Source organism: Aeromonas sp. OTU364 (genome assembly GCF_038440395.1).
In the GTDB taxonomy this organism is placed as follows: domain Bacteria; phylum Pseudomonadota; class Gammaproteobacteria; order Enterobacterales; family Aeromonadaceae; genus Aeromonas.
Genome location: NZ_JASATR010000007.1, coordinates 119,680 through 133,122, shown reverse-complemented (window position 1 = coordinate 133,122; position 13,443 = coordinate 119,680). Strand labels below are relative to the sequence as shown.

The following is a 13,443-nucleotide window of genomic DNA, read 5'->3' as shown; positions in this document are numbered from 1 at the left end:
CGATGCGCTCGTTATCACACCACCATGGGCTGTCCCGTCTCGGGGTGATGGAGCACCTGGGCGGGGTAGTCGTAGAGGCGGGCGATCAGTTCGGGGGTCAGCACCTCTGCCGGGGAACCGTCCGCCATCAGCCTGCCCTGCTCCAGCATCACCAGCCGGTCGGCGTAGCGCGCCGCCAGGTTGAGGTCGTGCAGCACCACCAGCACGGCGGTATTGCGGGCGGCCAGGGCGCGGGCCATGGTGAGCAGCTGATGCTGGTACTTGAGATCGAGGGCCGAGGTGGGCTCGTCGAGCAGCAGCAGTCGCGGCTGCTCGGGATCGGGCAGCCGTTCCGGTGACGGCTCCTGCCAGATCTGGGCCAGTACCCGGGCGAACTGCACCCGCTGGCGCTCTCCGCCGGAGAGGCCGGGGTAGAGGCGGCCGGCCAGGTGCTCGACGCCGGCATGGGTCATGGCGGCCCGCACTATCTGGTCGCGGCGGCTGACGGGTTCGCTGTGGGGCAGTCGCCCCATGGCTACCACCTCCTCGCACAGGAAGGGGAAGCTCAGGGACGAGCTCTGGGGCAGCACCCCGACTCTGTGGGCCAGGGCATCGCCGGCCCACTCTTGCCGCTTGCGACCGAACAGGGAGATGCTGCCGTCATAGGCCAGCTCGCCGGTCAGGCACTTGAGCAGCGAGCTCTTGCCCGCCCCGTTCGGGCCGAGCAGGGCGGTCAGGCTGCCCCCATGCAGGTCGAGATCCAGGTTGTCCAGGATGAGGCGATTGCCCCGGGTGAGGTTGAGACCGCGGCAGGCGAGCAGGGGGGAGGGGGATCCAGGCAAGGTGGCGTTCTCCTGTTACAGCGTCCGGCGACTCTTGACCAAGAGCCAGATGAAGAAGGGGGCACCCAGCAGGGCGGTGATGATGCCCACCGGCATCTCGGCCGGTGCCAGCAGGGTGCGGGCCAGCATGTCGGCCCCCAGCAGCAGGGCGGCGCCGAGCAGGGCGCTGAGCGGCAGCAGCCTGACGTGATTGGGCCCGGCCAGCAGCCGCACCAGGTGCGGCACCACCAGGCCGACGAAGCCGATCATGCCGGCCACCGCCACCGCCACGCCGACCCCGGCGGCAGTGAGCAGGATGAGGCGCCGCTTGAGGCATTGCACATTGACCCCCAGATGACGGGCCTCACCTTCGCCCAGCAGCAGGGCGTTGAGGGGGTTGGCATCGCGCATGAAGAGCCACAGCAGGGCGACCAGGGTCAGCAGCGCCAGCCCCACGTCCACCGGCTTGCCGGCGGCCAGGGAGCCCATCTGCCACAGGCTCAGGTTGCGCAGCATCTGATCGTCTGCGAGGTAGGTGAGGAGCCCGATCACGGCCCCTGACAGCGCCGTGATGGCGACGCCCGCCAGCAGCATGACGGTGACCGAGGTGCCCCCCTCACGGGTGCCCAACAAGTAGACAAGGGTGGTGGTGAGCGCCCCGCCGAGGAAGGCGAGCAGGGGCAGCAGACCGAGGCCGAGCAGGCTCTGCAACTGCTGGCCGAGGGGGGCCAGTAGCACTATGGCCAGGGCGGCCCCGAGCGCCGCACCGCCGGAGACCCCTATGATGCCGGGGTCGGCCAGGGGGTTGCGAAACAGCCCCTGCATCACGGCGCCGCAGAGGCCGAGAATGCCCCCCACGGCGATGCACAGCAGGGTGCGTGGCAGGCGGATCTCCTGCACTATCAGCAGCTTGTGTGCTTCTATCCCGCTCTCTTTGCCGGCGAACAGGGCCTGCAGACTCTCGCCGAAGGAGAGTGACATGGGGCCGGTGGCGAGGGAGCCGACCAGCAGCAGGGCGAGCGTGCAGCCGGTGAGCGCGAGCAGCCAGGGCAGCGGCAGACGCATCATGAACCCTGCTTGATCCACTGGGCTATCTGGTTGGCCTGCTGCAAGGATCTCAGGCTGAGCCCCCCTTGCAGGGCGTGACCGTCGATGGCGTGGATGGCCCTGTTCTTGCCTGCCGGCGTGGCGGCCAGGGCCGGCACCTGGGCCAGCACGCTGTCGACGCTCTGGTATTGCTGCCAGTCACGACCGCTCACCAGCACCAGATCCGGCTGCAGTTCGATCAGGGATTCGGTGGAGACGGGCTTGTAGTCGTGCAAGCGGGCGACCGGGTTGACGCCGCCGGCCAGGGTCACCAGGGCGCTGGCGGTGGTATTGCCGCCGGCTATGCTGGTGGGCTGGCCCTTGTGCAGCAGCAGGAAGGCGACCCTGAGGGGTTTGTTCTGTTTCGCCTGGGCCGCCAGCTTGTCGCTCTGGACGGCTATCTCGGCCTTCAGCCTGGTGCCGGCGGCCTGATTGCCCAGCAAGCCAGCCAGGGCGTCGATCCGCTCGTTGAGGTTGGCCAGGGTGGGCGCCGTCGGCAGCACTGTCACCTCGACGCCGGCCCGGCGCAGCTGTTCCAGAGCCGGTGGCGGCCCCATCTCGTCGCTGCCGACCAGTCGGGTCGGAGCCAGGCTCAGTATCCCTTCGGCAGCCAGGGCGCGGTGGTAGCCGACTCTCGGCAGCCCCTTGGGTTCAGGGCTGCTGACGTCGGTGGCAATCAGGCTCTGCTCGCCCCCCAGGGCCATGATGAGCTCTGTGGTGGCCGGGCCTATGCTGACGATACGTTCCTGCGCGGCAGCTGGCAGGGAAAGGGCTGAACAGCCGAGCAGGCTGAGTGCGAGGGCAAAACGACGGCCCATGCGAACCTCCGAAGGGTGTATGAGAGTGGGATTGCCGCCGAGAATATCAAGCTCGTGAAAAAAATGCACTGATAATGAAAGCGATTATCAATTGCGTTCAGGGGGCCGCTTTATTACAGTATCCGCCGCGAGACCGAGTACCATCGCCAGATCATCCAGGGAGAACCGATGAGCATTGCACAACGCATTCATGCGCTGCTGGAACAAGATCCCAGCGCCCATCCTTCCAGCATCGCCACCGAGCTGGCCGTCAGCGAGTGGGAGGTGGTGCGCCACCTGCCCGCCGAGCTGATGACGCTGGTGCCGAGCGATCAGGCCGAAGCCCTGCTGGCGGATCTGGCCAGTTGGGGTCAGGTGACCACCATTGTGGAGTCCGACGGCTCCATCTTCGAGGTGAAGGCCCCCTTCCCCAAGGGCAAGACGGCCCGTGGCTACTACAACCTGATGGGTCGGGACGGCGAGATGCACGGCCACCTCAAGCTCGACAACGTGGTCGGCATTGCCCTGGTCAGCAAGCTGTTCATGGGCAAGGAGGGGCACTCCTTCCAGTTCTTCGGCCACAGCGGTCGCTGCATTTTCAAGATCTACCTGGGCCGTGACGAGCAGCGTCAGCTGCTGCCTGACCAGGTGGAGCGTTTCAAGGCCCTGCGCCACCAGTATCAAGAGGAAGTGAAAGCATGAGTGAACGTCAGGAGCGTCTGCAGAACCGTCTGCAACCGGAGATCCGCGAATTTCGTGACGGTTGCCGTACCCTGCAGCTCGCGACCGTGGATGGCGAAGGCAACCCCAATGCCAGCTACGCCCCCTTCGTGCTGCAGGAAGATGGCTACTATGTGCTGATCTCCGAGATAGCCCGCCATGCCCGCAACCTGCAACAGGTGCCCAAGGTCTCCCTGATGCTGATCGAGGACGAGACCGGCGCCCGCGAACTGTTCGCCCGCAAGCGACTCACCTTTGACGCCGTGGCCGAGGTGGTGGCGCGGGATGACGAGCGCTGGGGCAAGGCGATAGCGGCGCTGGAAGGGCGTTTCGGCGACATCGTCAAAGGGCTCTCCAACCTCAAGGACTTCGTGCTGTTTCGCCTCAAGCCCGAGCAGGGTCTGTTCGTCAAGGGCTTCGGCCAGGCGTTTCGGGTCTCGGGTGACGAGCTGGTGGACTTCGTCCATCTGGTGGAAGGGCACAAGCGCGTCGACAACGGCGCCGAGTTGACCAGCGAGACGGACGCACCTGTCTGAGGCGCGAGGTCATGAGATGAAAAACGGGCAGCCTGGGCTGCCCGTTTTGTTACCTGTCCCCCAATTGGGATCACTCCTGCCAGGAGGCCTTGTTGGGGAAGGCGTCGCGATCGGCCTGGGTGGCGGTTTCGTTGCACTCCCCCCGGATCTTCCAGGAGGTCTGGCTGAGGACTATGTAGCCGGTGCGGCAATAGTTGCGCGCCGCCAGCGTCTCGGTCAGTTGCTCGTCCTGCAGGGCCTCGCGGCGCTCCAGCAGGCTCTTGCTGTTGCGGCTCAGCCGGCTGTCATCCTCCTGCAACCGGCTCGGCAGGACGTCGAGGGGCGCGGCTTCGAAGGTGAAGCGCTTGCTCCCCTCTTCGTTGATGTTGGTATGAAACAGGGGGGCCGGGCCGTCGGGCGTGGTGCCCGGCATTCCGGAGCAGGCCGTGATCGCCGGTAACAACAGCACAAGGGCAACGGCAGAGAATAGACGCACGCAAGACTCCAATCAGGTGATCACTTCAAGGCAGGCAGATTAGCACGCCAGCGCGGGTTGAGCCGCCTCGAGCAGCTGATCCGTGGTGAGCAGGGTTATGCGTCTGCCCTCGGGCAGGTCCAGACGCTGCCACATCCAGTTGTGGTGCTCGATGATCTGCTCGGCGCTCAGGTGGGGACGATCCGCTGTGGTGTGACCATCCTGCAACACCAGCACTTCAAAGCCATGGGCCGCGGCGCTGCGTACCGTGGTATCGACGCAAAAATCGGTGTTGCTGCCACAGAGGATCAGCCGGTCGACGGACTGCTCGGCCAACAGGAAGGCCAGCTCGGTCTCGAGGAAGCTGTCGCACGCCGTCTTGCGTACCCGGCTATCCCCCCTGGCGGGTTGCAGGGCCGGGTGCAGTTGCCAGCCCGGGGTACCGGGCTCCAGCTCGCCCCCTGGCAGCTCGTCATGCTGGATGTAGATGACCCGGCCATGATGCTGTCTGACATGGGCCGCGGCCCGGTTGATGTTGGCCAGTACCTGTGGCTGTTGGTGATGGGTCGCTTTCATGACCCCTTGCTGCACATCGATGATCAGTAACACGTCCATATTTTACCCGCCGTATCCTGGAAGATTAGGGTTGCAGCCACTGGCTGCAGTCACGGCTGCGGGATTGATGCAGCGCGCCCATATCTTGCTTCATTTCTGCTGCATTTAGCCAGCGTTCCGGCAGGGGGGCTATGTGCACCCGCACGTCGGCACTCCGTCCGGGGGCGGCCTTGCCATCCTGGGAGCCAGTCTCAGGCACCACCAGGGCGACTCTCAGCGCCGGATTGCGGCTGGCGATGCGGCTCGCGATACCCAGCCCCCCCTCCACGTGGAAGTTGCCGGCGATGTGCATGATGCGCCGGCCGGGATGCTGCTCGAGATAATCGACCATGCTCTCGGCCATGGTGTCGTCCCAGCTGGTCTGGGCGGCGAAGCGGCGGGCATTGCCGTCCGCATCCCCATGATGCATGGAGGCCATGAACTTCTGGCGATAGGGATCTTCCCCCAGGGTGAGCTCGCGGGCGAGCTGGCTGCGGCGGCTGGCAGGCAGCTTGTCGAGCCACTCGGGGCCTTCCTGACCGACACAGCTCACCAGCGGCTTGGGGGCATTGGCGGCGATCACCGTCAGCTGCTGCGCCTTGGCAAATTCCACCAGGGGGCGGTAGTCGCTCGGGTAGTTGGGCCAGGCATGGCCCTCGCGGATCAGCGTGGATTCGCCGATGCGCCCGGCCAGGTAGGCATCCAGCACCGGTTGATCGGCGCGGGTGAACTGCTCCATGGAGAGCACCAGGGCCCGGCCATCGACGCGCGACATGCCGGCAAGCTGTGCCAGCAGGTTTGCCTGCAACAGGTGCACGGCAGGGTGGCTGTGGAGCTCGCCCACCAGCACTATGTCGGCATCCCTGACCTTGTCCACCGCCTGGGCGAGGCTGAGGGGCCTGTCGTCCGTCCCCTCGCCAAGCTGGTAGTGATAGAGGGTCTGGGGAGGCTGGCTCTGCGGCGGGGTGGCACAGGCGGCCAGCAGCAGGGGCAGGGCGAGCAGGGGGAGTCGTCGAGTCATGGCATCTCACTCACAAAGGCAGAGATTGGCAAAGGAACAGCACCATACGATGGCAGCATGGCGAGCAGGAAAAAAGAGGCGCTAGTGTAAAACCGTTCAGAAGCAAAAGAAAATGAGAATGATTCACTTTATTATTGATCTTTGTCGCGAGCTGGGTAAGATGCCGTTCGGTTGATAATGATTCTCAATAAGGACTTTGCAGTGGCGCACAACAACACCCCCTCTCTGATTGCCCTCGCCGTGGCGGCCGGGCTGGTATCTCCTGCTTTCGCCGCAGACAAGAAAACGGATGAAGTCATGGTCGTCAGCGGCTCCCGCATGGAGCAGAAGCTGGAAGACGTCTCCGGCCCCATCGCCGTCATTACCTCGGAGCAGATCGAAGAGCAGGTTGTCAGCAATGTCGCCGATCTGTTCCGTTATGAGCCGGGCGTGAGCGTGCAGGGGGGGGCGGGGGATGCCCAGACCTTCACCATTCGCGGCATGAGCGAGAACCGGGTCAAGGTGGTGCAGGACGGGGTGCGCCAGAACGACGCCTACAAGAATGGCGGTGTGGGCCAGACCTACTTCGACACCGACATGATCAAGCAGGTGGAAGTGGCCAAGGGGCCGGCGTCCGCGGCCTACGGCTCCGACGCCCTGGGGGGCGTCATCGCCATCACCACCAAGGATGCCGGCGACTTCCTCAAGGGGAAGGACAGCTACCTGGACGCGACCACCGGCTATGCCTCCAGCAGCCACCAGAAGATGGCCGGCATCACGGGGGCGCTGCGCACCGGCGAGTTCGAGAACCTGTTGCGCTACACCTGGCGCGACGGCGGGGTGACCCAGAACTACGACAGCGACAAGGACGAGTTCGACATCGTCAGCCAGGCGGTGCTGCTCAAGAGCAAGTGGAACCTCTCCGATGATCAGTTCCTGAAGCTGACGGTCGACTACTTCACCGAGGGGCAGGATCCGGATGCCATCGATCTGACCAAGGCGGGCTCCGTCTTCAATCAGCCGATCACCGATAAAGACACCGACAACCTCTCCCTGGTGCTGGATCACGGCCTGGCCCTGAACGCCCCCTGGGCGGATCGGGTGGACAGCAAGATTTACTACACCCGCACCAAGCAGACCCTGGATCAGTACGCCTCCTCCAAGTATCCGGTCAACCCGCGCAACCCCTATGTGACCAAGAACTCCCTGGATCACAACGGCTTCGAGCAGGAGAGTCTGGGGGCCCAGGTGAAGTTCAGCAAGGCGCTGGAGAGCCAGCGCCTGGCCTGGGGTGTCGAGTATGAGCACACCGACAACGAGCGTACCCGTTTCAAGGCGCCGACCGTACCGGGCGACTTCGTCGGTTACAGCGAGCTGAGCTTCCCGTCCACCACCAGCGAGCGCAGCGCGCTCTGGGCCTTCGACGAAATCAAGTTTGGCGAGCGCTGGGTGCTGACCCCGGGTGCCCGTTACGACTACTACAAGATGACCCCGGACGAGGATCCCGCCTACACCGGCGAGAACATGCAGAAGATCTCCGAAGGGGAGTTCTCTCCCAAGCTGGGGCTGGTGTTCAAGGCACACGAGGCGGCCAACCTGTTCGCCCAGTACAGCCACGGCTTCAAGGTGCCCATGTATGACAACGCCTTCTCCACCCTGAACCACCAGGCCTACGGCTATCGCATCGAGCCGAACCCTAACCTCAAGCCCGAGAGCAGCGACGGCATCGATCTCGGGGTGCGCGGCAGCAGCGGCGGCTTCAGCTACGAGGTGGCGACCTTCTACAACCAGTTTGACGACTTCATCGAATTGGCTCAGGTCGGTACCGAAGGGCGCACCGCCATCTATCAGTACCAGAACCTGGACAAGGCGACCACCAAGGGGGCCGAGGTCAAGGCGGACTACTGGCTGAACGAGCTGGTGAACGTCTGGGGCAACCTGGCCTACATCGAGGGCAAGGACGGCGACGGCAACTACATCAACAGCCTGAGCCCGTTCAACGGCAGCCTTGGGGTGCGTCTGGAGCAGCCGAACTGGAACATCAACACCGCCCTGCGCTTCGCCGACGACATGGACAAGGTGGGCAAGGACGCCAGAGGCAACGACAACATCAAGAGCGCCGGCTGGGGCGTGGTGGATATCTACGCCCAGTTCAAGCCGATGCAGGATCTGCAGCTCAACGTCGGCGTCTTCAACCTGTTTGACAAGGAGTACGTGAGCTACGAGAGCATCACGGGCCTTGCGGCCAGCTCGGACACCAGCAACCAGACTGAGCCGGGTCGCAACCTGAGCGCAAGGGTCAAGTACGTGTTCTGATACTTGCCAGTGACGACGATGATGAAGGGGCCCCTGGGCCCCTTCTCTGCGTCTGGCGGCCCAAACCGGCCCCAAAAAGAAACCCGCCAGGGGCGGGTGTAAGGATTGCAACACTCATCAGGAAGCGGTGTTATCCAGATAGACAGGGGGATGTGACAAAGGTTCAACTTTATTGATATTTATCGTTTTTATCTCCCCTTGCCCCTGGGGATCCCCGCGCCAAAATCGGTTATCATTTGTGCCCCTTGTCCCGCTGCCGAGCCCCTATGCCCGCCTTCTCCTGGTTAGCCCTGTTCTTTGGCGCCTTCTACTTCGTCTACGGCGCCTATCTGCCGTTCTGGTCCCTGTGGCTCGAGGGCATAGGGGTGAGCGCCGAGCAGATAGGCTTGCTGCTGGGGGTCGGCATGGCCATCCGTTTTGCCGGCAACCTGATGGTGATGGGACGGGTCAAGGGGGCCGGTCAGTTGCTGCCCGTCACCCGGCTGCTCTGCCTGCTGAGCCTGCTGGCGTTTCTGGGCTTCTACCTCAGCCACAGCCTCTGGTGGCTGGTGCTGCTGACCCTGGTGGCGAACTTCATCTACCCGACCCTGATGCCCATGGGGGAGGCGCTCGCCACCCGCATGGTGGTGCAGACGCACCTCGACTATGGCAAGGTGAGGCTGTGCGGCTCCTTCGCCTTTATCGCCGCCTCCACCCTGGTGGGGGCCCTGGTGAGCAACTTCGGCAGTGACTGGGTGCTGCACACCATGGTGGCGGGACTGCTGGCCATGCTGGCGCTGAGCGCGCTGCCGCTGCGGCCGCAGCCCCAGGAGCTCAAGGGGGAGCGGGCCCGGGCCTCCCTGATCGTCACCCTCAGGTCAGCGCCGGTGCGCCGCTTCCTGCTCATTACCGCCCTGCTGCAGGGCAGCCATGCCGCCTACTACGGCTTCAGCGCCATGTACTGGAAGGGGGCGGGCTACAGCGGCACCCTGATCGGCTACCTGTGGGCCCTGGGGGTGGTGGCGGAGATCGCCATGTTTGCCGCGGACAAGCGCTTCTTCCACCGCTTCGGGGCCCAGACCCTGTTTCTGGTGGGGGCCGTCGGCTGCGTGGTGCGCTGGGTGCTGCTCGGCGCCTCTACCGAGCTGGCGGTGCTGGTGCTGGGTCAGCTGCTGCACGGGGTCACCTTCTGCATCAGCCACCTCGGCGCCGTGCGCTTCATGACCCGCCAGCTGCCCGCCGAGCAGCAGATCCCCACCCAGGCGCTCTATGCGGCGCTCGGCCTCGGCATGACGGTGGCGGCCCTGATGGCGATCTGCGGTGTGCTGTTCGAGCCGCTCGGTGGGGGCATCTTCTTCATCATGGTGCTGGTAGTGCTGCCGGTCTTCGTCCTGCGGCTGCGCGGGGAGCATGAGGGCGCCGCCGCCTGAGCGGGCACACTCAATGACGGTTGCCCGTCGGCACGCTGAGCCGGCGCGGCGCTCAACACATCTGAACAAGGGAAGAATGTAGATGCACCAAGGATGGCTGCTGATCGGGTTGTCGCTCGCCTATCTGGGCTTGCTGTTCCTCATCGCCTATGTGGCGGACAAGAGCAAGCGCCGTCGGCTCAAGGGCCAGCCCCTGCTCTACAGCCTGTCGCTCGCCGTCTATTGCACCTCCTGGACCTTCTTCGGCACAGTGGGGCAGGCGAGCGAATCCCCCTGGTCGCCTGTGCCCATCTACCTTGGCCCCATGCTGGTGTTCCTGTTTGGCTGGCGCCTGCTGGCCCGCCTCATCCTGGTGGCCAAGCGCGAGCACATCACCTCCATCGCCGACTTCATCGCCGCCCGCTATGGCAAGTCCCAGCGCCTGGCCATGGTGATCAGCCTGATCGCCGTCATGGGGATACTTCCCTACCTGGTGCTGCAGCTCAAGGCCATCGTCACCGGGCTGGATCTGCTGATGGCCAACTCGGTGCCGGCGGGGCCCACGGGCAACACGGCCGAGCTGGCCCTCGGCGTCGCCCTGTTGCTGGCCCTGTTCAGCATACTGTTCGGCACCCGCAACCTGGACGCCACCGAGCACCATCGCGGCATGGTGGTCGCCATCGCCTTCGAGTCCGTGGTCAAGCTGCTCGCCTTCATGGCGGTGGGGTGCTTCGCGCTCTGGCTCATCATCGCCAGGCCGAGCGAGGCCCGCACCCTGGTGGCCGGGGACTTTCTCGATGCGGTGGTGGCGGTGTCGCCGGGCAGCCTGCTGGAGCTCGCCATCTATACCCTGGTGGCCATGTGCGCCGTCATCTGCCTGCCGCGCCAGTTCCACGTGACTGTGGTGGAGAACAACCAGGGCCAGGATCTGCACTGGGCGCGCTGGCTGTTCCCGCTCTACCTGTTCCTGATGGGGCTCTTCATCTGGCCGCTGGCGCTGGCGGGCAAGCAGTGGGTCGGGGCCGACATGGCCTCGGACACCTATGTCATCAGCCTGCCCATGTCGCTGGGCTTCGACGGCATGGCGATGCTGGCGTTTCTCGGCGGCACCTCGGCGGCCACCGGCATGGTGATCGTCTGCACCATAGCCCTGGCCATCATGGTCAGCAACGATCTGGTGCTGCCGGTGCTGCTGCGCCGCTTCTGGCAGCAGGGGCGGGATGAGCGGCTGATGCGGCTGCTGCTGCAGGTGCGCCGGGGCGCCATACTGCTGATCCTGCTGGCGGCCTGGGTGCTCTATCTCTGGCTTGGGGATCTCACCAGCCTGTCGCGCATCGGCTACCTGTCGTTCGGCGCCGTGGCCCAGTTCGCCCCGGCCCTGCTGCTCGGCCTCTACTGGCGGCACGGCAACCGCAAGGGGGTCTATCTCGGGCTCGCCCTCGGGGTCAGCCTCTGGTTCGTGACCCTGCTGGCCGAGAGCGGCCTGCTGGCGGGCTCGCCCCTGGAGGCGCTGCTGGCCCCCCCCGACTGGCCCGCCTTCCGCGAGCTGAGCCTAGGGGCCTGGTGCATCTTCCTGAGCCTCTTGCTCAACCTGCTCGGCTACGTGGCGGGCTCCCTGCTGTCGCGGGCGGCGGTGAGCGAGCGGCTGCAGGCCGCCAACTTCGTCGGCAAGCCGAGCCGGGATACCACGGCGCTCTACCAGGCGCGGGTCTCGGTCAAGGAGCTGGAGATGCTGGCGGCCCGCTTCGTCGGCTCGAGCCGGGTCAAGCGCGCCTTTGGCCGCTTCGCCGGCGAGCGCGGCGGCACCCTGGCGCCCCAGATGCAGGCCTCTGCCGATCTGATTGCCCACACCGAGCGGCTGCTGGCGGGGGTATTTGGCACCTCCTCCGCCCGGCTGGTGCTGGCCTCTGCCCTGCAGGGGCGCAACATGCAGCTCGAGGAGATAGCCACCATAGTGGACGAGGCCTCGGACGTGTTCCGCTTCAACCGCGGCCTGCTGCAGGGAGCCATAGAGCACATGGGGCAGGGGATCTCGGTGGTGGACAGGGAGCTCAAGCTGGTGGCCTGGAACCGGCGCTACATAGAGCTGTTCCACTATCCGCACGGGCTCATCCAGGTGGGGCGCTCCATCGAGGAGATCATCCGCTACAACGCCGGGCAGGGGCTCTGCGGCCCGGGGGAGATCGAGGCCCAGGTGGCGCGCCGGGTCGCCTTCATGAAGCGGGGCAGCCCCCATGTCTCGGCGCGGGAGCGACCGGACGGCCGGGTGATCGAGATGCAGGGCAATCCCATGCCGGCGGGGGGCTTCGTGATGACCTTCACCGACATCACCCCCTTCCGGGCGGCGGAGCGGGTGTTGCGGGAAGCGAACGAGCACCTGGAGGCGAGGGTGGCCGAGCGTACCCACGAACTCTCCGAGCTCAACCGACAGCTGCTGCTGGTGAACCAGCAGGTGGAGCGGGCGAATCACTCCAAGAGCCGCTTCCTGGCGGCGGTGAGCCATGATCTGACCCAGCCGCTGAACGCGGCCAAGCTGTTTACCTCCTCCCTGCTGGAGATGCTGCCGCAGGGAGGAGAGCAGGCGGCGGAGCAGGTCCGCATCGCCCGCCACATCGACGACGCCCTAGGGGCAACCGAGGATCTCATCACGGATCTGCTGGACATCTCGCGCCTCGAGGCGGGCAAGTTCAAGGCGAAGAAGCTCGATTTCGCCCTGAGCGACGTGCTGGGCAACCTCAAGGCGGAGTTCGGGGTGCTGGCCCAGGCGGGGGAGATCCAGTTCTCCGTGGTGGAGAGCCGCCTCGCGGTCTACAGCGACGTGCGCCTGCTGCGCCGGGTGTTGCAGAACTTCCTCACCAATGCGTTCCGTTACAACCCGGGCGGCCGGGTGCTGCTCGGCTGCCGCCGCCTGGGGGACAAGGTGCGCATCGAGGTGTGGGACAATGGCCCCGGCATTCCGCTGGACAAGCAGGAGGCGATCTTCGACGAGTTTTCCCGCCTCGATCACTCCCGCACCGCCAGGGAGCAGGGACTTGGCCTCGGGCTCGCCATCGCCCGCGGCATCTCCCAGGTGCTGGGACATCAGCTCTCCCTGCGCAGCTGGCCCGGGGCGGGGTCCGTGTTTGCCATCACCCTCAACCTCGCGACCCGGCCGGTGACGCCGAGCCAGCTGGCGGCCCCCGTGGTGCGGGACAGCCAGCTCGAAGGGATCCGGGTGCTCTGCATCGACAACGAGGAGGACATCCTCATCGCCATGGCCTCCCTGCTGGGACGCTGGGGCTGCGAGGTGCGCTGCGCCCAGAGCCTAGAGCAGGCAGAGGAGATCATAGGGGCCGGTTTCCTGCCCCGGCTGGTGCTCTCCGACTACCACCTGGATGACGGCAAGACCGGGTTGCAGGCGCTGCACATGATCCGGCTGGCCCATGGCAACGACATCGGCGGCATCATCATCAGCGCGGATCGCAAGAGCGAGCTGCAGAACCAGATCCGCGAGCACGGCTTTGGCTACGTCAGCAAGCCGGTCAAACCCCTCAAGCTGCGGGCGCTGATGAACAGCCTGCTGCTGCCAATACAGTGACAGCCTTCACACAATCAAGCATTGTTTGGCAAGTTCGGGAACTGTCATCAGGCGCCAGCATCACCGATGTTGGCGCCAGCTTGCCGGCATGTTCGCGAACAATCTGGAAAATGAGTCCTATTCGCTGTCATTTTTACTAGGTAGCGCCTCCTCCGACTCCCTCCTATAGTCATTC

11 protein-coding genes are annotated in these 13,443 nt (G+C 65.3%); 5 read left to right on the top strand and 6 right to left on the bottom strand.

Going from position 1 to position 13,443, the window contains the following annotated elements; translation table 11 throughout:
• Positions 1-14 precede the first annotated feature (14 nt).
• From AAHB08_RS09755 to AAHB08_RS09745, 3 genes are read right to left on the bottom strand one after another with little or no spacing between them, the layout of a single operon-like run.
• Positions 15-821 (bottom strand): heme ABC transporter ATP-binding protein, encoded by an 807-nt coding sequence (locus tag AAHB08_RS09755; RefSeq protein ID WP_342058811.1) that lies wholly within the window; start codon positions 819-821, stop codon positions 15-17.
• A gap of 15 nt (positions 822-836) precedes the next feature.
• Entirely contained in the window at positions 837-1,868 is a 1,032-nt protein-coding gene (locus tag AAHB08_RS09750) for a FecCD family ABC transporter permease (RefSeq protein ID WP_247627176.1), read from the bottom strand.
• Positions 1,865-2,704, bottom strand: a complete 840-nt coding sequence (locus AAHB08_RS09745; RefSeq protein WP_139434986.1) for a heme/hemin ABC transporter substrate-binding protein — start codon at positions 2,702-2,704, stop codon at positions 1,865-1,867. Before AAHB08_RS09745 ends, AAHB08_RS09750 begins: the two co-directional genes overlap by 4 nt.
• Positions 2,705-2,872: 168 nt before the next feature.
• Here AAHB08_RS09745 and hutX point away from each other — a divergent pair, with 168 nt between their 5' ends.
• Together hutX and hutZ are read left to right on the top strand one after the other, a co-directional pair.
• Complete coding sequence (gene hutX, locus AAHB08_RS09740; RefSeq protein ID WP_005329147.1) at positions 2,873-3,385, top strand: heme utilization cystosolic carrier protein HutX; 513 nt, start codon at positions 2,873-2,875, stop codon at positions 3,383-3,385.
• Positions 3,382-3,939, top strand: a complete 558-nt coding sequence (gene hutZ / locus AAHB08_RS09735; RefSeq protein ID WP_005329149.1) for a heme utilization protein HutZ — start codon at positions 3,382-3,384, stop codon at positions 3,937-3,939. Before hutX ends, hutZ begins: the two co-directional genes overlap by 4 nt.
• 70 nt (positions 3,940-4,009) lie before the next feature.
• On the opposite strand, the gene AAHB08_RS09730 is transcribed toward hutZ, so the two are convergent.
• From AAHB08_RS09730 to AAHB08_RS09720, 3 genes are read right to left on the bottom strand one after another with little or no spacing between them, the layout of a single operon-like run.
• On the bottom strand, positions 4,010-4,414 hold the full coding sequence (locus AAHB08_RS09730) for a hypothetical protein (protein ID WP_025328092.1): 405 nt from the start codon (positions 4,412-4,414) through the stop codon (positions 4,010-4,012).
• Between the two features lie 39 nt (positions 4,415-4,453).
• Positions 4,454-5,008, bottom strand: coding sequence for a cysteine hydrolase family protein (locus AAHB08_RS09725; RefSeq protein WP_342058810.1), 555 nt, complete (start codon positions 5,006-5,008; stop codon positions 4,454-4,456).
• Positions 5,009-5,033: 25 nt separating this feature from the next.
• Positions 5,034-6,008 (bottom strand): ChaN family lipoprotein, encoded by a 975-nt coding sequence (locus tag AAHB08_RS09720; protein ID WP_202047074.1) that lies wholly within the window; start codon positions 6,006-6,008, stop codon positions 5,034-5,036.
• Positions 6,009-6,209: 201 nt separating this feature from the next.
• Between AAHB08_RS09720 and AAHB08_RS09715 the strand changes: the two genes are divergently transcribed.
• The 3 genes from AAHB08_RS09715 to AAHB08_RS09705 all read left to right on the top strand — a co-directional run bounded on the left by AAHB08_RS09715 (position 6,210) and on the right by AAHB08_RS09705 (position 13,268).
• A complete protein-coding gene (locus AAHB08_RS09715) occupies positions 6,210-8,303 on the top strand; it encodes a TonB-dependent hemoglobin/transferrin/lactoferrin family receptor (RefSeq protein ID WP_342058809.1) in 2,094 nt (697 codons plus the stop codon).
• Between the two features lie 266 nt (positions 8,304-8,569).
• Positions 8,570-9,712, top strand: coding sequence for a 3-phenylpropionate MFS transporter (locus AAHB08_RS09710; protein ID WP_342058808.1), 1,143 nt, complete (start codon positions 8,570-8,572; stop codon positions 9,710-9,712).
• A gap of 82 nt (positions 9,713-9,794) precedes the next feature.
• On the top strand, positions 9,795-13,268 hold the full coding sequence (locus AAHB08_RS09705; protein ID WP_342058807.1) for a hybrid sensor histidine kinase/response regulator: 3,474 nt from the start codon (positions 9,795-9,797) through the stop codon (positions 13,266-13,268).
• Positions 13,269-13,443 lie beyond the last annotated feature (175 nt).